Raw genomic sequence first — 20,762 nt, 5'->3', positions numbered from 1 at the left:
CTCGTCTTTGTGGCGCGGGCCATAGCGATGGTCGACTGTTCCAGTACCGCCGAATCTCAGGAGCATGATGTGAGCGAGCTTCACCTGCCCAACCGGATACGTCACTCGGCGTTGGCGCGACCATCCGACCCCGCGATCACGTGCGGCGACCGGACATTGACGTGTGCCGATCTCGATGCCGAGACCAATGCGTTGGCGAGTGCACTTGTGGGGGTTTCCAATGGCGGTGCTCGTGTCGGAGCACTACTGCGAATGGGCCTCGAAGGCGCGGAAACTTTCATCGCGTGTGCAAAGGCGGGCGCGGTCTTCATTCCGTTGAACTGGCGGCTCAGTCCGCGGGAGCTCGTGGACGTCGCCGAGGACGCAGAACTCGACGTCTTGATCGTCGACGACGAGTTCGCAGTAGGGGCCGCCGCGATCTCCGCAGTGTTGCCGGAGGTGACGGTTGTTACCGTGGGAGATGAAGGGGGCGTGACAGATTCGCGAACCTGGGCAGAGTTCGTGGCGTCCGGGACGGGTATCGACCCCGGACTGGGGCACGATCCGGACACCGCGGTTCTGCAGCTGTACACTTCCGGGACCACCGGCCGCCCCAAAGGCGTCGTGGCCACACACCGGAATTTGTACAACGAACCCGTGGGGTTCGAGGTGTACGAATTCGGTTCGAATGCAGTGGCTCTGGACGCACTTCCCCTCTTTCACATCGCTGGTGCCGGCTGGATGAGTACGTGTCTGTCGGCCGGGGTGCCGATGGTTCTGCTCGGCGACATGGCGCCGGCCCGGGTGGCTGAAGCTATTGCAACACACCATGTCACCCACGCATTTCTGGTACCGGCGGTAATTCAGACACTGGTCGATCTGCCCACTCTCGAGGGTTTCGATCTGTCCAGCTTGGAGGTGGTTGCGTATGGGGCGTCGCCGATCACGCCGGCGCTCCTCGCTCACGCTATGAATGTCCTGAACTGCAAGTTTGTTCAGCGCTACGGGATGACCGAAACAACGGGGTCTGTGTCCGTACTTCGTGCCTACGACCATCACGTCAGTGGGCCTCGCTCCGGGTTACTGCGGTCCGCGGGAAAGCCGATGATCGGCGTGGAGATCTCCATTCGCGACGTCATGACGGGCGAGGAGTTGCCGCCCAACGAATCCGGAGAAATTGTCGCGCGCAGCAGAAACAACACACGCGGATACTGGCGACGTGAACGCGAAAGCGCCGAATTGTTCACGCACGACGGCTTTCTTCGAACGGGCGACGCCGGGCACCTGGACGACGAGGGCTACCTGTTTGTCACCGACCGTCTCAAGGACATGATCATCACCGGCGGCGAGAACGTCTATCCGATCGAAGTGGAATCCATTCTGGCCGAGCATCCTTCGGTTGCCGAAGTAGCAGTTGTCGGGGTTCCCGACAAGCGCTGGGGTGAATCCGTCACCGCGGTGATCAAACTGGTCGACGGCGCCGACATGCCAAGCGTCGACGAGCTGATCGCCTTCAGCGCAGCGAGGTTGGCGTCGTACAAGAAGCCCAGACAGATCCATTTCGTGGACTCCCTACCTCGCAATGCGAGCGGGAAACTGCTCAAGTCGAGCCTGCGAACCACGCTGAGTGCGAGCGGAGAAGCATCGTGATCGTGACCGAAGACGTCGGCGTCGCACAACGCGAGGCCTGGGCGAAGAACATTCTTCCGCCGGTGGAACAGGTACGGGACGGTTTGTGGTCGATTCCGGTTCCTATGCCGGACAACCCCTTGCGTTACGTGCTCGTCTACGCGCTCGCGCTCGATCATGGACTTGCACTCATCGACGTCGGTTGGGATCACGAACAGTCGTGGCAGGCTCTCGTGGACGGCATAGCGTCGATCGGTTACCACGTTTCCGAAGTGCGGTATGCGGCAATCACACACCTGCATCCCGATCACTTCGGTCTGGCGCCGCGTCTTCGACAAGTCAGCGGCGCAACACTGGCAATGCATGTGGCTGATGCGACGCTACTCGGATACCACGGTCCCGAGCAGACACGCGAGGACATCACCGGCTGGAATGTGCAACTGTCCGAACTCGGAGCGCCGACTGCAGTACTCGACGCGTCTCGGGTCGATCTGGTGCGGTTCGGCGAGCATGAATCAATCGACGTTGTTCTGGGCGATGGAGATCCACTCGATCTACCGGGATGGAATCTCCGCGCGCAATGGACGCCGGGGCACACACCCGGACACCTCTGCTTCGTGGAAGAGGGCAGGGGCTTGTTGTTCAGCGGTGATCACATGCTGCCGCGGATCAGTCCGAACATCTCCACGGTTCCCGGTGAACTCGAGAATCCGCTGCATCGCTACCTGCTCTCACTCGAGGCAACAACAGCCTTGGGTGAATGCGAGGTGCTGCCCGCACACGAGTATCGATTCCGCGGGATCGCCGATCGCGCACGTCAGTTGATGGGACATCACGAGGCGAGGCTGTCGGAAATCGTTGTGGCCGTTGCGGCCGATCCCGAATCGACGGCCTGGGAACTGTCGCGCACGATCTCCTGGTCTCGCCCGTTCGATCAGATGTCGCCGCGACTACTTCGCCTGGCAGTCCGCGAAACCCACGCTCATCTGGTTGTGTTGGCCAAGCGCGAGAGGGTGACCGCGTCCGGCCGTTCGCCCGTGCGATGGAGTCTTCGATCGCTGTGACCATTCAAAAATTCTCATCACGGAAGTAGGAACCGAACATGAGCGTTGTGCTCACCGACTTCGCCGACGGCATTGCCGTCATCACACTCAATCGACCCGAGGCCAAGAATGCGGTCAACCTCGAACTTGCACAAGCCTTGGCTGCGGCGATCGACGAGTTCGAGGCGAGGTCAGATCTCACTATCGGCATTCTGACCGGATCTGGTGGAACCTTCTGCGCTGGTATGGATCTCAAGGGATTCGCGCGCGGAGAACGGCCGTCACTCCCCGGTCGTGGATTTGCCGGATTGACCGAGGCCCCGCCGTCGAAGCCGTTGATCGCAGCAGTCGAGGGTTGGGCGCTGGCAGGCGGCTGTGAACTGGCCTTGGCGGCCGACCTGATCGTGGCGTCTACCGATGCGAAATTCGGCTTGCCCGAAGTGAAGCGGGGGCTTGCCGCTGCCGCCGGCGGTCTTCTGCGTCTGCCCAAGATCCTGCCGTATCAGCTGGCCATGGAGATCGCAATCACCGGTGACCCGCTCAGCGCCACGTTGGCGCATCATCACGGGCTGGTCAATCGGCTCGCCGAACCTGGACAAGCACTGGCGGTCGCACGTGAACTTGCGGCGCGGGTGGCGGCAAACGGTCCATTGGCAGTTCGAGCAACCAAGCAGGTCCTCGCGATGTCCGCGAAGTACACCGACCCGGATGCTTTTGTCGCGCAGCGCGAATTCATCGATCCGGTCTTTGCTTCCCGTGATGCCAAGGAAGGCGCTACGGCATTTGCCGAGAAGCGTTCTCCCGTGTGGAGTGGCTCGTGAGTGCCGAAACCATCGAGCGTGCGGCCGTCAGTGTCGAGCGCATCGGCGCTGTTGCCACGATCGTGCTCGACCGACCACACCGTCGCAACGCCCTGGACCTCGAGGCCTGGATCGCTCTGCGCGAGGCACTGCACGAACTTCAGGAGGACTCGCAGATTCGCTCCGTGATCCTGACCGGCGCGGGCGGCACCTTCTGTGCGGGCTCCGATCTCGACAAGCGAGGCTCGTCGCACCCGCTCGATCGCATGCGGGTCATCAACGCAACCGTGATCGCACTGGGTGAGTTTGCCAAGCCCCTGGTGGCGAAGGTCGAAGGGTTTGCGGTCGGAGCCGGATGGAACATGGCATTGCTCTGCGACTTCGTGGTGGCGGCACAGGGTACGAAGTTCAGTCAGATCTTTGCCAAACGGGGGTTGTCCGTCGACTTCGGCGGGTCGTGGATCCTGCCGAGACTGGTCGGCGTCCAGCAAGCCAAACGTTTGGTGATGCTCGCCGAGACGATCGACGCACGGGAAGCCTACGAACTCGGATTGGTGACCTATCTGGTCGAACCGGCCGAACTCGACGAACGCACGGCCGAACTTGCGCAGCGGTTGGCTGACGGTCCGCCTGCCGCATTGAGTCAGTCTGCTGCCATGCTCGAGCAGCACACCTCGCTGACCTTACGAGAGGCGTTGGACAACGAGGCGAGGGCACAGGCCGTCAATTTCGCGACGGACGCTACCGACGCAGTTCGAGCCTTCGTGGAAAAGCGCGAACCGGTCTTCACCGGAGAGTGGGCGGTATCAGGGGCACCTAGAGTGGAATGAGGGATGCATCGCTGGTCGTATGATGGGTGAGTGGATCTGCACTTTGTTACCTACTTCGTCGCTGTTGTCGACCACGGTGGGATAACGAAGGCGGCTCAGTCTCTCTACATTTCGCAACCTTCGCTTTCTCAGGCGATTCGTACGCTTGAACGCCGATTGGGTGCCACTTTGTTCGACCGGACGGGAAGACGTCTGGTCCTCACCGATGCTGGCCGCACATTCGATCTCGCGGCCAGGCGAATCCTTGCCGACGTCGAGCGCGCGAAGGCCAAGGTGACCGCCGTCCGTGAACTCGAGTTCGGTCGTGTCGACGTCGTGTCGTACTCGGCATTCTCGATAGATCCGATGGTCGAGTTGGTTCGGCGATTCCGGGTCAACTTTCCGAAGATTGTCGTGCGGGTTCTCGATACCTTCGGGCCGGCCGGAGTGGATACTGCCCTGAGGCGTGGATCCGCCGAGGTCGGAGTCACCGATCTGAGTATCGGATACGAAGGTCTGGTCACCGCACCGATAACGACCCAGGAGATGGTGCTCGCCACACATGTGTCGTTGTCCGACAGGCTTGTGAAACCGTTGGTCGATCCGGTTCGGCGCGACGTCCTCCATGCTCTGCCACTGGTGGTAGATCTCGGAGATCAATCGAACCAATTCCGTTCTCTGCTCAGTGCCGGTGCAGAGAACGTCGTGGTGGATTGTGTGCATCCCGTGACCACCTGGGAACTCGTACGTCGGGGCATCGGAGCCACGGTTGTGCCGAGAAAGGTTGCGCAGCAACAGATGAAGGATGTGCTCGCGTTCTCGTTCGATCCGCCGCTGGCCCGAGACGTCGGTCTTGTCTATCGCGCCGGTGAGCAGTCACCCGCGGCCGCCGCTTTCATCGCAACAGCAGCCGAAATGGCCACCGCTTCTGCAGGATCCACGGCGAAGGAGTGAACTGTGGAATTTCGGCAGATGGAGTACTTTCTCGCGGTTGTCGAGAACAAGGGAATCAGTGGTGCGGCTGCCGCGCTGGGCGTCGCTCAGCCGACAGTGTCTCAGGCACTGCGCGGGCTGGAACGCGAACTGGGAGTAAGGCTCTTCCATCGGATCGGGCGGGGGATGGTGCTCAGTGCGGCCGGACGCAGTCTGGTCGGGCCGAGCCGTCAGGTGCTCCGCGATGTTGCTGCCGCCGAGGGGCAGTTGACTGCTGCTGACGGCGCCGTCGTCGGTCGACTCGACATCATGGCGTTTCCCGCTCTCACGTCCGGGACCATCGTCGATCTGATCGCCGAGTTCTGCATTCGGTATCCCCGGGCGCGAGTGAGGTTTTCGGAGTTGGAGCGTGAAGACAATCTCGATTCTCTGATCCGTGACGGCCATTGCGAATTCGCGGTTGCCCATTTGCCCCTCGAAGCAGCGAAGGGATTCGAGATCATCGAGCTGGGGGAACAGGACTATCGACTGGTCTATCCTGTCGGAACCGAACTTCCGGAGGGGCCGGTGCGCCTTGCCGAGATGCCCGACATTCCCATGGTTTTTGTTCCTCGCGGAGCAGCGATGGGCGACGCTATCGAAGACTCGATTCGCAAGGCTGGGACGAGAACCGAGCTCGCCGTCGTCACTGAGCAGCGGGAATCGAGGCTGCCCATGGTCATTGCCGGGCTCGGCGGGTCGTTGGTCGAGCGTGCCGTGGCGAAGTCGATGCCGGGACAGGTTGTGGAGCGGGCCTGTGAGCCGAGATTCCTGCGGACGTACGGGCTTGTCTTCGACCCGTCCATCCTCTCGCCGGTGGGGCAGGCATTCGTGGACTTGGTGCACGAATGCCTGCCGGGCTAGAGACGGCAGATGCGTTCGCGCGCAGCATCGAACTCGGCGGCGAGACGCTCGACCACTGCGTGTGTCGGAAGGACAGCGTCGATCGGTCCGATTCCCTGACCGGCGCCCCAAATGTCGCGCCACGCCTTGGCATCGGTGTCGGTCGTCGCGAAACTCATTGCGGAAGGATCGGATTCGGCTAGGTTGTCCGGGTCCAATCCCGCGGCCTCGATGCTGCCGCGCAGGTAGTTTCCGTGTACTCCGGTGAACAGGTTGGAGTAGACGATGTCGAAAGCCCCGGAACCCACGATCATCTCCTTGTACGCGGGATCGGCGTTAGCCTCTTCGGTTGCGATGAATGCCGAGCCGACGTAGGCCAAGTCGGCTCCCGCAGCGAGTGCAGCGAGAATCGAATCTCCGTGAGCGATGGCGCCAGACAACAGAACTGGACCGGCGAACCACTCCCGGATCTCGCGAATCAGAGCGAACGGTGATTGCGTACCGGCATGACCACCGGCACCGGCAGCTACCGCAATCAGTCCGTCGGCACCCTTTTCGACGGCCTTGCGCGCAAAGCGGTTGTCGATGACGTCGTGAAGAACGATTCCGCCGTACGCATGGACGGCATCGTTGATGTCGGTGCGAGCGCCGAGCGAGGTGATGACGATGGGAACCTCGAACTCGGCGATGGTTGCCAGGTCCTCTTCCAGTCGGTTGTTGGACCGGTGGACGATGAGGTTGACGGCGAACGGCGCCGACGGGGTTTCCGGGTGCTCACGGTCGTGTTCCTCACGCGCCACCGTGATCAGTTTGAGCCAATCCCGAAGCGCTGATTGTGGGCGAGCATTCAGTGCCGGGAACGACCCGATGATCCCAGCGGTGCACTGTGCGATGACGAGGTCAGGAGTCGAGATGATGAACATCGGTGAGGCGAGAACCGGTACCCGCAACCGAGAGGTCAGATCGGCGAAGGTTGTCATCTAGGAACCACCTGTCTTGTCGACGGATTCGAGAAGCCTCGAGCGAAGGTCGGTCTTGAGGACCTTGCCCGCGGCGGAGGTGGGGAGTAGTTCGACCTCGACAACTTCGCGAATCTTCTTGTACGGCAGCACCTGTTCGGCGACAAACGACTTGATCTGCTCGGCGTCGAATTCAGCTCCGGGAATCATCACGACAAAAGCCACCGGCTCTTGACCGTTGCTTCCCACCTCGCGGCCGACGACCGCAGCCGTCGAGATCGCCGGGTGTGAGACCAGAATCTCCTCGAGTTCACGGGGGTAGACGTTGTACCCCTTGTAGATCAGCATGTCCTTGGCCCGGTCGCAGATGAAGAGGTATCCGTCCGAATCCTCGTACGCGATGTCTCCGGTATCCAGCCACCCGTCGACAAATTGCTGTGCGGTGGTTTCCGGGTGGCCGAGATAGCCGTCGGTGACCTGAGGTCCGCGTACCCATAGTTCGCCGCGTTCGTTCTCGCCGAGAACTGTGTGCCTGTCGATCTGGTCGCGAATCTGGATCTCGGTGTCGAAGATCGGGAACCCGACGCTGCCCTGACGGTATTCCGAACCGTTGATCAGCGGAGCTGCCGTGACAACACACGTCGCCTCGGTCAGCCCGTAACCCTCGACGACAAGAGCTTTGGGAAATGCGCGGCGGAGAGCTGCTAGCGTGACGCTGTCGATCGGGGCGGCGCCCGAGGACACGACGCAGACGCTGTCGGTGTTGCGCACGTTCGCGTCGGGGTGGACCGACAGTGCGTGCCACATGGCTGGTGAGCCGGTGAGATAGGTGGCGCCGTGCTTTTCGATCAATTCGAGCATCCGACCGGGTTCGAACCGGCCGGCAAATACTTGAGTGAGCCCGGAAATCAACAGGAACGACGTGTTGAGCAACGAATGTGCGTGGAAGAGAGGCGAGACCACGATAGTCGCCCCCGTTCCCGGCGTCGGCCCGAGCACGTCGAGGCCGTCGATGGGCCGCGGCGTGACGAGTCCGTCGGCACCTACGCCCAACTCGTGCCCGGTTCGCCAGCCACACATCTGGGTGACGTTGCCGACTACGTTGCGGTGAAGAACGCGAACGCCTTTGGAGACTCCGGTGGTGCCGCCGGTGAACGCAATGTGCGCGACGTCGTCACTTCGGACGGAGGCAGGGGTGAATTCGGTGGGTAGACCCGCGATGAAGGAGCCGAACGCGACGACGGGCTCCGGTGCGTCAACGGCGACGTCGGGGTCCTGAACCATGACGATCGTGCGGACGGAGGTTCCCGACGCTGCCCCGAGGAGTGTGTGCAGCTGTGCGCTTTGAGTGACCGCAGCGACGGCCGACGTCTCCTCGATCTGCTTGCGCAATCCCGGTTCCGGCTGCAAGGGGTTGACCAACGTGACCGTTGCCCCGGCCTGCAGGCAGCCGTAGTAAGCCTGCAGGAACTCGACGCAGTTTCCGAGGTGCAGCAACACGACATCACCGACACCGACCCCGGACTGTCGCAGCGCGCCGGCGAATTGTGCACTGCGCTCACCGAGTTCGCGGAACGTGCATGTACGCTCACCGTCCACGACGGCGAGGCGGTCACCGTAGAGAGCCGCCATGCTGGGCGCCCAGTACGCCATGGTGGTGTCTGGATACTGCATGTTGTGGCGCAGTTGTGGATTGGCAGTCATGCCCCCGCCCGTCACCTGGGCGCCATCCGGATAGCGCCGTCGAGTCTGATGGTTTCGCCGTTGAGGTAGCCGTTTTCGAGGATGGATACCGCCAGCTGGCCGAACTCGTCGGGGCGACCTAGCCGCGACGGATTGGGAACCGAGGCTTCGAGGCCTGCCCGCACGTCTTCGCGCAGACGTGCCAGCAATGGTGTGTCCATGATGCCTGGCGCGATGGTGTTGACGCGAATACCTCGGCTGGCGAGATCGCGGGCAGCGGTGACGGTCATACCGACGATCCCGGCTTTGGATGCCGTGTAGTTGATCTGGCCGATCTGACCTTCGAAGGCTGCGACCGACGCCGTCATGACGATGGCGCCGCGCTCACCGTCCACGACATCGAGTTCTGCCATCCGCTCGGCGCCGAGACGGAGTGCGTTGAACGAACCGACAAGATTGAGTTTGACGACGAACTCGAAATCCTCGACCGATCCGGCTTTTCCGTCCTTGTCGAGAATGCGCATGCGACGTCCGGCGCCGGCGCAGTGGACAACAGCGCGTAGGCCACCACGCTCGTGTGCCGCGTCGAGTGCTTCCGCGAATTGTTCGCTGTCGGTGATGTCGGCCTCGACGAACTGTGCCGCAGCTCCGAGATCGGCTGCTATTTGCTTACCTTCGGACGAAGGCAGGTCGATCAACGTGACCTGCGCTCCGGCGTCGAGCAGCCGTCGAGCGGTTGCCAGGCCCAAACCTGAAGCGCCGCCGGTGATGGCGGTGGAAAGTCCCTCGAGTTTCATGAATCAGTTCTTCTTTCCTGCTGGATGACGAGTAGACCGGACAATGACGTCGCGTCAGATCAATTCGAGAATTGTCGCGTTGGCCATGCCGCCGGCTTCGCACATCGACTGCAGTCCGTAACGGATTCCGTTATCGCGCATGTGATGCGCGAGCCGAGTCATCAGAATGGCACCCGATCCACCGAGTGGGTGGCCGACTGCGATCGCGCCGCCGAGCGGATTCAACCGATCGATGGCGGCGCCGGTTTCCGCCTGCCAAGCTAGCGGAACGGGCGCGAATGCCTCGTTGATCTCGAAGGCGCCGATGTCGTCGATGGACAACCCTGACCGCTCCAATGCCTTTGCCGTGGCGGCAATCGGACCGGTGAGCATGATGACAGGATCATCGGCCGCGACAACTGCTGTGTGAATACGGACGAGGGGCTTCCAGCCACGTGCTCGGGCGTACTCACTGGTCGTGACGAGTGTGGCGCCCGCTCCGTCGGAAATCTGAGAAGAGTTGCCGGCGTGGATCACTCCGTCAGCGTCGAATGCTGCCGGCAGTTTCGCGAGCGACTCCAGGCTTCCTCCTCGCCGAATTCCTTCGTCCTGAGATAAGTCGGCGATCGGAGCAATCTGTCCGGTAAATGCACCCGCATCGGTGGCGCGCGCCGCGAGTTCGTGTGAGCGGAGGGAGTATTCGTCAAGAGCCGTCCGTGTGAGTGTCCATTTGCGGGCCATCATTTCGGCGCCGGTTCCCTGACTGAATCCGTCGACGCCGAATCGTTCGAGTACCGAAGCGGGGAAATGTTCACCGTTCTTGCTGGCGGTTCCCATCGGCACTCGTGACATCGATTCGACGCCGCCCGCTACGACCACGTCGTTCTGGCCGGAGATGACGGTGGCCGCGGCGAAGGAGACTGCCTGTTGGCTCGATCCGCAGGCGCGGGTCAGCGTGACACCTGGAACGCTGTCGGGCCAACCGGCGGCGAGTGCCGCTGTGCGGGCGATGCTTCCGGCCTGTTCGCCGACCTGACTGACGCATCCCCAGATCACGTCGTCGACCGTTGCCGCGTCGAGTCCGGTCCGTTCGGCGAGTGCACGCAGCACGTGTGCAGACAGATCCGCCGGATGGATCTCCGAGAGGGCGCGGCCGCGTCGGCCGATCGGTGTACGTACTGCGTCGACGATGACGGCATCTCGCATGTGTCTCTCCTGCTGTTCGTGCCCGGTGTTGCGACTGTGCGGTCGGGGCGTGCTTCGAGTCGATCACGCGCAAGGGCGACCCGGCAATGTCTTTCGGTGAATGGCTTTGTTAGCGAATGGCTATGAGTGGAGTTCTCAGCCGCGGATGAGCTTTCGGTCGCGGTCGGGATTGGCGAAGACGAGGACCAGAACCGCTGCAATGACGCCGATGATGCCGATTGCCTGGAAGGACTGGGCATAACCGTCGGCAGCCGTTGCGGCGTTATCCACGATGACTCCCGTTGCGTAAGGCGCAATCAGGCCACCGATCGACATGATGGCGAGGAAGAATCCCATGGTTCCGGCAGTCTGCTGCGGCGGGCACAGTTCGGAGATCGCGGCGTTGATGAGTGGGAAAGTGATTGCCGAGAATCCGTAGCCGATCGACACCATGGCGACCGCGACGGCGGGAGCGGAGATCTGGGGGAGGAACAGGAGAATCGATCCGCAGATCAGAACGCCGACACAGGGAACGATGATGCGAACTGTGCGAGATGTGAAACCGCGGCCGATCAGCTTGTCGGTGACGGAACCGGAGGTGATCATGAGGATCAGGCCCACGATCGACGGCAGTGCAAACATCGAACCGGCTTGCATCGCACTGTAACCGAGGCCGACCTCGAAGTACGACGGCAGCCAGGTGAGGACGACGGTGGTCAGCGCGTAGATGGCGGCGATGAGGAAGCAGCAGCTGACAAACGTGCGGGAGAGCAGGATCTTGCGCCACGGAACGTTCGGTTCGGTGACTGCTTTTGCAGTCGTCTCGACTGCTCCTTCGGTATCTGCTTGCTTGGTCGCCTTGACTGCCTTGCTCGTGTACGGTCCTTCGGACCAACCGGCCAGCCAGCAACCCATCCACACCAGACCGAGAACGGAGAGCGAGAGAACTGCTGCGCGCCAACCGTAATGAACGGCGATGAACGTCAGCACGGGAGCGAGGGCGATCTTTGCGACGGAAGCGGATCCGGCGAGCATCGCGCCGGGAAGGCCGCGCTTGGCCGGTGGGTGCCACGAATATGCGGCGGTGTGCATCAGAGCTGAACTGGGTCCTTCGGCAAGTCCGAGCAGCATCCTCGAGACGATCAGCATTGCGAGACTTGCGCCGAGAACGAGGGGGAGCATGACCACGGACCAGATCGCCGCCAAGATCAGCAGCGCCCAACGAAGGGTCAGGTACTTGTTCAGGGGTCCGGCCATGAAGCCACCGATGCAGAACATCAGGAAGAACAGTGAGCCGACCATGCCGATTTGCGATGACTTCAGTCCGAGCTCACGGGCAAGCGGCTGAGCGATGATTCCGAGGACTGCTTTGTCGGCGTAGTTGACGACGTAGAGGAAGACGACCAGTCCGGTCATCGTCCATGCACGCTTGCGGGTGCCGAAGACCGGGACGACAGACGATTCTGGTTGGACGTCGTTACGATGCTGCGCGATGTTGGTCACGGGCGTCCCTTCGAGGTTGGTAGGCGGTGGCGATCGTGATCGAAGCACGGCCTCGAAGCGATCGATTGTGTGCGTTGCCGGCTGTCCTATTCAACGTGTTCTGGATCACTTTCGGCAATGTCGCGTCGGTGATCGGAACGATAGCGGTTACCTATGTATCGCAGGTCAGGGGGTATTGGAATGCCCTATCGGACACATAGGTGATGGGTGTTGGATCGCACGCGGCAAATTGAGGCAAGGTGAGAAAAAGGATCACCCTCGTTTCCCTTGACCGACTGGAGTTCATACATGCAGCGCACCGTGTTCAACGAGGATCACGAGGCATTCCGGGCAACCGTCCGCGATTTCATCGCGAAGGAAGTGACGCCAGTCCACGAGAAGTGGGAAGAAGACGGTCACCCGCCCCGTGATTTCTATCGCCGGTTGGGTGAGCTGGGCGTACTCGGAATTCAGGTTCCGGAGGAATATGGCGGAGGCGGTGAGTCCTCGCTCAAGTTCAATGTCGTCGTAGCTGAGGAAGTTGCCGCGGCCGGGGCCTCGTTCGGCTCGCAGTCGGTCCATACGAACCTCATCCTGCCGTACCTGCTCGAGTACGCAAACGAGGAACAGAAGAATCGGTGGCTGCCCGGGTTTGCATCCGGCGATCTGATGTTCGCGATTGCGATGACCGAACCGGGAACGGGCTCGGATCTGGCGAACATCGCGACGTCGGCCAAGCTGTCCGAGGACGGTACGCACTATGTGCTCAACGGAGCCAAGACGTTCATCACCGGCGGCGTGCTTGCCGATCGCATTCTGGTGGTGTGCCGGACCGCGCCCAGTACCGCGGAGAACCGTCGTAGTGGATTGTCGATTCTGGTGGTCGATACATCGTCACCGGGTTTCTCGGTGGGGCGCAAGATCAACAAGATCGGGCTCAAGACCTCGGACACCGCGGAGCTGTCGTTTGTCGACGTCCAGGTGCCCGTCGAGGATCGGCTCGGCGAGGAAGGTGACGGCTTCAGCTATCTGACCCACAACCTGGCGCAGGAACGACTGACCATTGCTTTCGGTGCGGCCGCGACGGCCACTGCAGCACTTCGATTTGCCATCGATTACGTCAAGGATCGCAAGGTCTTCGGCAAGCCGGTTGCGGCCTTCCAGAACACCAAATTCGTTCTGGCGGAGTGCGCTACCGAAGTTGATGCAATCCAGTTGGTGTCCGACAACGCACTGGAGTGTCATGACCGTGGCACGCTGACCATCGCCGATGCAGCAAAGGCAAAGCTGTTCTGCACCGAGGCGGCCGGTCGAGTAATCGACAAATGCCTCCAGTTGCACGGCGGGTACGGGTACATCACCGAGTACCCCATCGCGCGCCTCTACGCTGATACACGCGTCACGCGAATCTACGGTGGTACAAGTGAAGTCATGAAAACCATCATCGCAAAAGATCTTGGCCTCTGACAGTTCTTGTGTACCTACAACTTCGGCCTCGGGAGAGTTTCCCGAGGCCGAAGTTGTATGCAGGTGATCAGAGTGCCGGAACGCCGACTGTGCCGTTCTTTGCCAGCTCGGCCGCACGATCTGCAGTCGTGCCGAGGATCTCGGCCAGTACGGTCACGGAATTTTCGCCGACTACCGGGGCGGGGCCGGTTGTGAAGTGAGTTCCGTTGAATGATGCGGGATGACCGGCGGCGAGGTAGGACCCGATGCGAGGTTGTTCGAGCGTCGTGAACATCGGGTTCTTTTCGAGTTCGCCGGATTCGACAACCGTTTCGAAACTCCGGTAGCGCTCGGACAGGATCGATGTCTTGTCCAGTGCTGCAGCGACTTCGAAACCGCTGTGTTCGCGGAACCAACGTGAGAACAGTGCGGTGAGCACCTCGCGGTGGGTGTACCTGTCGGCTTCGGTGGTGAAATCTGCGCCCAGTGCGGCTTCGACGGCTTCGACGGCGACGGTTGTGCCGGTCATGGCCGTGAGGTCACGGAAATGGCGGGTGGTCAGCGCGACGATCATGAAACGTTCGTTGTCGCTGGTGAGGAAATCGATTCCGTACGTTCCGTACACCGCGTTGCCGCCGGACGTGCGGCTGTGTCCGTTGATCTGGACCTCGGTGAAGTACCCGAGTGTGCCCGCCGTTGCGAGCGCGACGTCTTCGAGGGGGAGCGTGATCTGTGAACCCTCGCCGGTGTTGTCACGTTTGCGTGCTGCGGAGGTAATCGCCAGTGCCGCATGCAATCCACAGGCCATGTCCCAGGCAGGGAGTACGTGATTGACGACGCCGGCGTGGTCTGCAGGCCCGGTCATCATCGGAAATCCCAACCCGGCGTTGACGGTGTAGTCGACTCCGGGGGAGCCGTCGCGGCGGCCCAGGATTTCGAGGGTGATGACGTCCTCTCGCAGGGCGGCGAGGGTGGTGTGGCTCATCCACGCGCGTCCGCCCGCGTTGGTGACCAGGATGCCGTTGCCGGGGCCGGGTGCGGTGACCAGTTGTTGCACCAATGCCTGTCCCTCTTCGGAGCGCATGTTCACGGCGAGTGACTTCTTGCCCTTGTTCAGACCCGTCCAGTAGATGCTCTCGCCCTGGTCGGTCACCGGCCAACGGTTGTAATCGGAAGCGCCGCCGATGGGATCGATTCGGATGACCTCGGCGCCGAGTTGGGAGAGAGTCAGCCCGCACAGGGGAGCCGCGACGAAGCTGGAGATCTCGATGATGCGGAGTCCTGCCAACGGGCCGGCGGAGGTGTTCTGGGTGGTCATGATGGTCCTTAGCGTGTCGGTCATGCCATCAGAGCTGTGAATCGCCAGTCCAGCACGGGAGTGTCGGTGGCAGAGCTGTTGTGGGAGTAGACAAGTGATCGAAGCTCGACGGCAGTGCCGTGTTCGAGTGGAGTGGCGCTCTCGACGCGGAGTTCGCTGGTGAGTGTATCGCCTTCGTGGACGGGTCCGGTGTGATCACATGAGTGCCATCCGAGGACGGTGACCAGGTTCGGGAGTGCCCGAGTTGCCTGCGCGAGGGCGATACCGATGGTGTGGCCACCGTAGACAAGACGGCCATGGGCGCCGACGCGTTCGTCGTGATGCGTCGCCGCGATATTGAGGCTCAACCGGGCGAGCTCGGGTGCGCTGGACACGACGTCGCTGCTGCTGCGGTGGATCGAACCGACCAGAACCTGCTCGAAGTGCTTGCCGGGAACCTTGTTTCGATAGGCGTCAAGGTTCCAGTTTGTCGGCGTCACAAACGGGGCGACTGCGTCAGGGCCGATGGACGACAGATCGTCGTTGTGCCGCGTGCGCCCGTCGTCGGGATTGCCGCTCAGTGGCAGCATCGCACAACGGTAGAAGTCCAGAACGGTGTTGCCGTTCTGGTCCGTGGACGTCATCCGCAGTGCCGCAAGGCCGGTGGGGGCGCGACCGGGCTTGGACGAGTTTTCGCGCAGTCCCACCACCTCGGTACGCGTGTACAGGGTGTCGCCGAGAACGGGGAACCTGTGGAATCGCAGTCCGCGGTAGAACAGGTTGGCCTTCACGTGGTGGGTAACCACCGTGGACTGGCCGATCGCGATGTCGGTTACCAAGCCGGGATTGGCAACGGGTGCAGCACTTCCCGTAACTGCAGTCGAGAGATGGGCGTCGAGGGAAAGTCGCATCCGGTCGCCGAGGATGGCCTGATGGGTGGCGGCGAGGCCACTCGTCAGCGTTACGGCGGGCGCTTCGTCGTAAACCTGCCCGTGGGTGAGCTCGTCGAAATACGGTCCACCTACATAATGCTCGGCGGCGTAATGGTCGCTCCCATTCTGTGTGCTCATACGCTGACTCCTTCTGCTCGGGCAAGTGTGCGACGTGCTGCGACGGCGACGGCTTCGTCGAGCATCTGGCCGTCGAGTTGCGCTGCGCCGGCGCCGGAGGCTTCGGCTTCTTCGAGTGCGCCCAGGACGCGTCGGGCGTCGGTGACATCGGAGTCCGATGGTGTGAATGCCGCAGTAGCGGAATCGATCTGTGCCGGGTGGATAACCCACTTTCCGTCGAATCCGAGCGCGCTGGTCCAGGCCGCGGAGTGGCGGAAGGCGTCGTCGTCGGTGATCCCGAGGAAGGGGCCGTCGATGGCAGCGATACCGGCAGTGCGGCAGGCGATCAGAATTCTGTCCTGCACGGCCAGCCAGTGCTCCGGGAGAGCGGTCCGCGAGCGTCCCAGTGCTGCACCGAGATCGGCGTATCCGATGACGATTGCCTGAAGGCGCGTCGTCGATCGGGTGACGGCGTCGACGTTCGAGACGCCCAACGGTGTCTCGATAAGCGCTTGCAGGGTAACGGAGTTTCCGCCTGCTGCCACGAGAAGCCGCTGCGCTTCGAGGAGTTCCTCGGCAGACTCCACCTTCGGGACTATCGCACTGGTCAACGATTCGCCGAGTGCGCCGCACGCGGTCATGTCGGCGACGAACCACGGGGTGGTCGGTCCGTTGACGCGCACGGACACGGTTCGGGTTGCGCCGAACTCGCGAACAAGTTCGGTGACAAGCTCGCGGGCGGTGTTTTTATTGGCCGTGGTGACGGCGTCTTCGAGATCGAGGATCACCTCGTCCGCGGTCGAGTTCAGTGCTTTGCGTGCTTTGCGCTCGTCTGATCCGGGAGCGACCAGGGCGGTGCGGCGTCGGACAGATCGGTACTCGTTGTTAGTCACGTGTGTCGATTACCTCGATCAGGGCCCAAATGTACGGCCAGTTGAAAATGTGGTGAGTTGCCGTGAATCAGTCGAAATTGCGTGGCTATTTCCAGAATTGCACTGGTTTTCCCACGATGCTGACAGCATTTGCGGGTGACTGTCAAGGCGAAGTGTTGACAAAGGGCCAACAATGGCTAAATATGGCCGTACAAACTTTGAACAATGTCGAGGCGGATTCATGCTCAAGCTCAACGACGAAGAGACCTTCCTGGTCGACACGGTGCGATCGTTCATAGATCGCGAGGTCAAGCCCTCCGTGCAGGAGGTGGAGCACGCGAACGAATATCCCGAAAAGTGGATCGACCAGATGAAGCAGATCGGGATCTACGGCCTCGCCATTCCCGAGGAATACGGTGGATGCCCTGTATCGATGCCTTGCTATGCGCAGGTAACCCAGGAGCTGTCCAGAGGTTGGATGACGCTAGCGGGTGCAATGGGTGGCCATACGGTGGTAGCCAAGCTCATCACCCTGTTCGGCACCGAGGAACAGAAACTGAAGTATCTGCCGCTGATGGCAACCGGTGAAATTCGAGCCACCATGGCTCTTACCGAACCGGGTGGTGGCTCCGATCTGCAGGCGATGACAACCAACGCCAAGAGTGACGGTACCGATCTGGTCATCAACGGAGCCAAGACCTGGATCACCAATGCGCGGCGATCCGGTGTGATCGCACTGTTGTGCAAGACGGATCCTTCGGCAAGTCCGCGGCATGCCGGTATCTCGATCGTCCTGGTCGAACAGGGCGAGGGGCTCAACGTTTCCCGTGATCTCCCCAAGCTCGGCTACAAGGGCGTCGAGAGCTGCGAGTTGTCCTTCGACAACTACCGCATCTCTGAAGACGCGATCCTCGGCGGCGTGCCTGGTAAGGGTTTCGGTCAGATGATGAAGGGCCTCGAAACCGGCCGTATCCAGGTGGCTTGCCGGGCGCTCGGTGTTGCGACCGCTGCACTCGAGGATTCGCTTGCCTACGCGCAGCAGCGTGAAAGCTTCGGCAAACCGATCTGGAAGCATCAGTCGATCGGTAACTACCTCGCGGACATGGCGACGAAGCTGACCGCGGCTCGGCAATTGACCTGGCACGCGGCAGAGAAGTACGACAGCGGCGAGCGGTGCGACATGGAAGCCGGAATGGCCAAGCTGTATGCGTCCGAGGTTGCCATGGAAATTGCGTTGTCCGCGGTCCGCATTCACGGTGGCTACGGTTATTCGACGGAATACGACGTAGAGCGCTACTTCCGGGACGCCCCACTGATGATCGTGGGCGAGGGCACCAACGAGATTCAGCGCAATGTCATCGTCGCGCAGCTGGTTGCGCGCGGTGGTCTGTGACCACTCGGTGAGCCAGTAGAATCTGAATGCTATGAGCGGTAAGGAAAGAGAGACGGAGCCGGCGTATCAACGCCTCTCCCGTGAGCTTCGTCAGCAGATATCCGCCGGAACTTACCGCGACGGTCTTCAGTTACCCACCGAATCCGAACTGGCGACGCAGCACAGTGTGAGCCGCCAGACGGTTCGACGAGCATTCCACGACCTGGTTTCCGAAGGCATCGTGTATCGGGTCCCGGGTCGTGGCACGTTCGTGACGGAGAACACCGGCCAGTATCTGCGGCATCTGGGGTCCATCGAAGACCTGATGAACCTGTCGAAGGACACGACAATGGAAGTCGTCGCGCCACTGGTTCGGCGTGTGGACATCGAAGCGGCAAGCAGGCTCCGGTTGGATACGGATGTGGTGTATACGGTGGTGTTTCGCCGATTTCACGAAGGCATTCCCTTTGTGCAGACTACCGCGCACCTGCCCGAAGCTGTTGCCCGTCACATCGTCGACGCACCCGAAATGTTGGCAGGTGCCGTCAGCTCCTATACCGTGATCGGGTTATTGGAGCCACTGTTGGACAGTCCGATAATCGAAGCAGCGCAGTCGATTACGGTGGCACCGGCTACTGCTGACGTTGCCAGGGACGTGAATTGTGAACCCGGGCATGCGATGTTGCGCGTCGATCGCCTGTATACCAACGCTGCCGGTCTGGCCAACGAATTGTCCGTCAGCTACTTCCTGCCCGAGCAGTACACCTATCGAGTGACGCTACGACGAGGCGCGCACTAGCGGTTCCCGCGGTCGTATCTCGTTGTCACCCAAAATCTCTCAGGAGAGACCATGCGAGTATTCAACGGAATCGACGACGTCGAGTCGGCAGTAGGCGAGCACCTCGGATACAGCGAGTGGTTTCCGGTCACCCAGGAGCGAGTCGACAAGTTTGCCGACGCGACAGAAGATCACCAGTGGATTCACGTGGATCCCGAACGCGCCGCGCAGGGTCCGTACGGCGGCACCATTGCACACGGCTACCTGACCCTGTCACTGCTGCCTGTGCTCGGTGCCCAGGTGATGCGCGTCGACGGCATTGCCATGACTGTCAACTACGGCAGCAACAAGGTTCGCTTCCCAGAGCCGGTCAAGGTCGGTTCGTCGGTTCGCGCAGGCGCTGAAATTCTGTCGTTCGAGCGCACTGCGAAGGGCGCGACGATTGTCGTGCGCTACACGATCGAGATCAAGGGCGCTACCAAGCCTGCGCTTGTTGCCGAGACGGTTCGCCTGCTTGTCGCCTGATTCATTCTCACACTTACAGAACAAGATTCGAGGAAATCATGAAACGAGCAGCGCTGGTTGCGCCGGTTCGGACCGGGGTGGGCCGCTTCGGCGGGGCACTGCGTGACGTACCTGCCGAGACTTTGGCAGCCACAGTGATCAAGGAGACGGTTCGTCGCAGCGGCATCGACCCTGCCCGCATCGACGATGTTGCGATGGGGCAGTCGTACGCCAATTCGGAGGCACCGTGCATCGGCCGGTGGGCAGCGCTCGAGGCCGGGCTTCCCATCTCGGTTGCCGGTTTCCAGACGGATCGCCGATGCGGAACGGGCCTGCAGGCCATCATCACCGCGGCGATGATGGTTCAAACAGGCGCTGCTGATGTGGTTCTCGCGGGCGGTGTCGAATCAATGAGTGGCATCGAGCACTACACCACCGGAGCGCGATGGGGCACCAAAGCCGGTGGGCTGCAACTGTTCGACAGGCTCGATCGTGGGCGTGAGCGGTCACAGCCGGAGTGGCGATTCGGCAAGATCAGCGGCATGATCGAAACCGCCGAGAATGTCGCGCAACGCTGCGACATCAGTCGCGAGCAGTCTGATCAGTTTGCGGTTGACAGTCATCGCAAGGCAACGGCAGCGCGAGATTCCGGCCGTTTCGACACCGAGATCGTCTCCGTGGAACTGACCGATCGTAAGGGCAACGTCACGGAGTTCCGCAGCGACGAGGGAATTCGCGACGACACGTCGATGGACACACTCGGTCGGTTGCGGACCGTCACGAAGGGGGGCGTCGTCACGGCCGGAAATGCCAGTCAGCAGAATGACGCTGCGGCTGCGATGTTGGTGGTTGCCGAAGATCGACTGGACGAGTTGGGTCTCGAACCGATCGGCTTCCTGGACAGTTGGGCTGCCGCCGGCTGTGAACCCGCGCTGATGGGACTCGGACCCGTCGCAGCAGTATCGAAGCTCTTTGCCCGGACCGGCGGCAGCTTCTCCGATTTCGAGTTGGTGGAGCTGAACGAGGCATTTGCGTGCCAGGTTCTCGGCGTCGTGAAGGAATGGGGCTTCGAGGACCTCGATCGGCTCAACGTCAACGGGTCCGGAATTTCACTCGGACATCCCGTCGGTGCGACGGGTGCCCGAATGACGACTACAGCCCTGCATGAACTCAGTCGCCGCGGTAGCGGAAAAGCGCTGCTGACCATGTGTATCGGCGGCGGGCAGGGCCTGGCCGCTGTGGTGGAATCCGCCTGAGCGTCCCCTGGGTACACTCCGTATGAGG

The 20,762-nt window shown here is 61.6% G+C and carries 19 protein-coding genes; 11 read left to right on the top strand and 8 right to left on the bottom strand.

The window, feature by feature from the left end:
* The first annotated feature begins 69 nt into the window (after window positions 1-69).
* Genes KYT97_RS16070 through KYT97_RS16045 form a run of 6 tightly spaced genes read left to right on the top strand, consistent with a single transcriptional unit; the run spans window position 70 to window position 6,096 of the window.
* Window positions 70-1,629, top strand: coding sequence for an AMP-binding protein (locus tag KYT97_RS16070; RefSeq protein WP_033233815.1), 1,560 nt, complete (start codon window positions 70-72; stop codon window positions 1,627-1,629).
* Window positions 1,626-2,672, top strand: a complete 1,047-nt coding sequence (locus tag KYT97_RS16065; protein WP_219110238.1) for an MBL fold metallo-hydrolase — start codon at window positions 1,626-1,628, stop codon at window positions 2,670-2,672. Before KYT97_RS16070 ends, KYT97_RS16065 begins: the two co-directional genes overlap by 4 nt.
* Before the next feature lie 38 nt (window positions 2,673-2,710).
* On the top strand, window positions 2,711-3,472 hold the full coding sequence (locus tag KYT97_RS16060) for a crotonase/enoyl-CoA hydratase family protein (RefSeq protein WP_033233296.1): 762 nt from the start codon (window positions 2,711-2,713) through the stop codon (window positions 3,470-3,472).
* The gene (locus KYT97_RS16055; protein ID WP_219110237.1) at window positions 3,469-4,281 is read left to right on the top strand and encodes an enoyl-CoA hydratase/isomerase family protein; all 813 of its coding nucleotides are present in this window, start codon (window positions 3,469-3,471) and stop codon (window positions 4,279-4,281) included. Before KYT97_RS16060 ends, KYT97_RS16055 begins: the two co-directional genes overlap by 4 nt.
* 30 nt (window positions 4,282-4,311) lie before the next feature.
* Entirely contained in the window at window positions 4,312-5,214 is a 903-nt protein-coding gene (locus KYT97_RS16050) for a LysR family transcriptional regulator (RefSeq protein WP_141485168.1), read from the top strand.
* A 3-nt stretch (window positions 5,215-5,217) separates the two neighbouring features.
* A complete protein-coding gene (locus KYT97_RS16045) occupies window positions 5,218-6,096 on the top strand; it encodes a LysR family transcriptional regulator (RefSeq protein WP_033233289.1) in 879 nt (292 codons plus the stop codon).
* Here KYT97_RS16045 and KYT97_RS16040 read toward each other — a convergent pair.
* The 5 genes from KYT97_RS16040 to KYT97_RS16020 all read right to left on the bottom strand — a co-directional run bounded on the left by KYT97_RS16040 (window position 6,093) and on the right by KYT97_RS16020 (window position 12,172).
* On the bottom strand, window positions 6,093-7,055 hold the full coding sequence (locus KYT97_RS16040) for an NAD(P)H-dependent flavin oxidoreductase (protein ID WP_219110236.1): 963 nt from the start codon (window positions 7,053-7,055) through the stop codon (window positions 6,093-6,095). The genes KYT97_RS16045 and KYT97_RS16040 overlap by 4 nt on opposite strands.
* Window positions 7,056-8,738 carry a class I adenylate-forming enzyme family protein gene (locus tag KYT97_RS16035; protein ID WP_219110235.1) on the bottom strand — a complete coding sequence of 561 codons (1,683 nt, stop codon included), beginning with the start codon at window positions 8,736-8,738 and terminating at the stop codon, window positions 7,056-7,058.
* A gap of 11 nt (window positions 8,739-8,749) precedes the next feature.
* On the bottom strand, window positions 8,750-9,514 hold the full coding sequence (locus KYT97_RS16030) for an SDR family NAD(P)-dependent oxidoreductase (RefSeq protein WP_095887169.1): 765 nt from the start codon (window positions 9,512-9,514) through the stop codon (window positions 8,750-8,752).
* A 54-nt stretch (window positions 9,515-9,568) separates the two neighbouring features.
* Window positions 9,569-10,699, bottom strand: coding sequence for a thiolase family protein (locus KYT97_RS16025; protein WP_095887168.1), 1,131 nt, complete (start codon window positions 10,697-10,699; stop codon window positions 9,569-9,571).
* Window positions 10,700-10,834: 135 nt separating this feature from the next.
* Window positions 10,835-12,172, bottom strand: coding sequence for an MFS transporter (locus KYT97_RS16020; RefSeq protein WP_373557481.1), 1,338 nt, complete (start codon window positions 12,170-12,172; stop codon window positions 10,835-10,837).
* Window positions 12,173-12,469: 297 nt separating this feature from the next.
* Between KYT97_RS16020 and KYT97_RS16015 the strand changes: the two genes are divergently transcribed.
* Window positions 12,470-13,627 carry an acyl-CoA dehydrogenase family protein gene (locus tag KYT97_RS16015; RefSeq protein WP_045065007.1) on the top strand — a complete coding sequence of 386 codons (1,158 nt, stop codon included), beginning with the start codon at window positions 12,470-12,472 and terminating at the stop codon, window positions 13,625-13,627.
* 67 nt (window positions 13,628-13,694) lie between these two features.
* Here the strand turns inward: KYT97_RS16015 and KYT97_RS16010 are convergent, their stop codons facing one another.
* The 3 genes from KYT97_RS16010 to KYT97_RS16000 are packed head-to-tail and all read right to left on the bottom strand — an operon-like array spanning window position 13,695 to window position 16,845.
* Window positions 13,695-14,924: a CoA transferase gene (locus KYT97_RS16010; RefSeq protein WP_219110234.1), complete on the bottom strand. Its 1,230-nt coding sequence runs from the start codon at window positions 14,922-14,924 to the stop codon at window positions 13,695-13,697.
* Between the two features lie 20 nt (window positions 14,925-14,944).
* Complete coding sequence (locus KYT97_RS16005) at window positions 14,945-15,973, bottom strand: MaoC family dehydratase (RefSeq protein WP_219110233.1); 1,029 nt, start codon at window positions 15,971-15,973, stop codon at window positions 14,945-14,947.
* Window positions 15,970-16,845, bottom strand: a complete 876-nt coding sequence (locus tag KYT97_RS16000) for an HpcH/HpaI aldolase/citrate lyase family protein (RefSeq protein ID WP_219110232.1) — start codon at window positions 16,843-16,845, stop codon at window positions 15,970-15,972. Before KYT97_RS16000 ends, KYT97_RS16005 begins: the two co-directional genes overlap by 4 nt.
* 220 nt (window positions 16,846-17,065) lie before the next feature.
* Between KYT97_RS16000 and KYT97_RS15995 the strand changes: the two genes are divergently transcribed.
* From KYT97_RS15995 to KYT97_RS15980, 4 genes are read left to right on the top strand one after another with little or no spacing between them, the layout of a single operon-like run.
* Window positions 17,066-18,217 carry an acyl-CoA dehydrogenase family protein gene (locus KYT97_RS15995; protein WP_033233268.1) on the top strand — a complete coding sequence of 384 codons (1,152 nt, stop codon included), beginning with the start codon at window positions 17,066-17,068 and terminating at the stop codon, window positions 18,215-18,217.
* A 31-nt stretch (window positions 18,218-18,248) separates the two neighbouring features.
* The gene (locus tag KYT97_RS15990) at window positions 18,249-18,995 is read left to right on the top strand and encodes a GntR family transcriptional regulator (protein ID WP_095887165.1); all 747 of its coding nucleotides are present in this window, start codon (window positions 18,249-18,251) and stop codon (window positions 18,993-18,995) included.
* Window positions 18,996-19,046: 51 nt separating this feature from the next.
* Window positions 19,047-19,499: a MaoC family dehydratase gene (locus KYT97_RS15985; protein WP_116102726.1), complete on the top strand. Its 453-nt coding sequence runs from the start codon at window positions 19,047-19,049 to the stop codon at window positions 19,497-19,499.
* A 38-nt stretch (window positions 19,500-19,537) separates the two neighbouring features.
* Window positions 19,538-20,734, top strand: coding sequence for an acetyl-CoA C-acetyltransferase (locus KYT97_RS15980; RefSeq protein WP_033233262.1), 1,197 nt, complete (start codon window positions 19,538-19,540; stop codon window positions 20,732-20,734).
* Window positions 20,735-20,762 lie beyond the last annotated feature (28 nt).

It is taken from the genome of Rhodococcus globerulus, assembly GCF_019334125.1.
Taxonomy (GTDB): Bacteria; Actinomycetota; Actinomycetes; order Mycobacteriales; family Mycobacteriaceae; genus Rhodococcus_F; species Rhodococcus_F globerula.
The sequence above is the reverse complement of the archived record's forward strand: the minus strand, read 5'-3'. Positions and strand labels throughout refer to the sequence as shown.

What these genes read in the sequence shown, in the direction of transcription:
- KYT97_RS16060 (WP_033233296.1), top strand. Translation starts at nt 2,711, where the DNA reads ATGAGCGTTGTGCTCACCGACTTCGCCGACGGCATTGCCGTCATCACA.
- KYT97_RS16040 (WP_219110236.1), bottom strand. Translation starts at nt 7,055, where the DNA reads ATGACAACCTTCGCCGATCTGACCTCTCGGTTGCGGGTACCGGTTCTC.
- KYT97_RS16035 (WP_219110235.1), bottom strand. Translation starts at nt 8,738, where the DNA reads ATGACTGCCAATCCACAACTGCGCCACAACATGCAGTATCCAGACACC.
- KYT97_RS16030 (WP_095887169.1), bottom strand. Translation starts at nt 9,514, where the DNA reads ATGAAACTCGAGGGACTTTCCACCGCCATCACCGGCGGCGCTTCAGGT.
- KYT97_RS16025 (WP_095887168.1), bottom strand. Translation starts at nt 10,699, where the DNA reads ATGCGAGATGCCGTCATCGTCGACGCAGTACGTACACCGATCGGCCGA.
- KYT97_RS16015 (WP_045065007.1), top strand. Translation starts at nt 12,470, where the DNA reads ATGCAGCGCACCGTGTTCAACGAGGATCACGAGGCATTCCGGGCAACC.
- KYT97_RS16010 (WP_219110234.1), bottom strand. Translation starts at nt 14,924, where the DNA reads ATGACCACCCAGAACACCTCCGCCGGCCCGTTGGCAGGACTCCGCATC.
- KYT97_RS16005 (WP_219110233.1), bottom strand. Translation starts at nt 15,973, where the DNA reads ATGAGCACACAGAATGGGAGCGACCATTACGCCGCCGAGCATTATGTA.
- KYT97_RS15995 (WP_033233268.1), top strand. Translation starts at nt 17,066, where the DNA reads ATGCTCAAGCTCAACGACGAAGAGACCTTCCTGGTCGACACGGTGCGA.
- KYT97_RS15990 (WP_095887165.1), top strand. Translation starts at nt 18,249, where the DNA reads ATGAGCGGTAAGGAAAGAGAGACGGAGCCGGCGTATCAACGCCTCTCC.
- KYT97_RS15985 (WP_116102726.1), top strand. Translation starts at nt 19,047, where the DNA reads ATGCGAGTATTCAACGGAATCGACGACGTCGAGTCGGCAGTAGGCGAG.
- KYT97_RS15980 (WP_033233262.1), top strand. Translation starts at nt 19,538, where the DNA reads ATGAAACGAGCAGCGCTGGTTGCGCCGGTTCGGACCGGGGTGGGCCGC.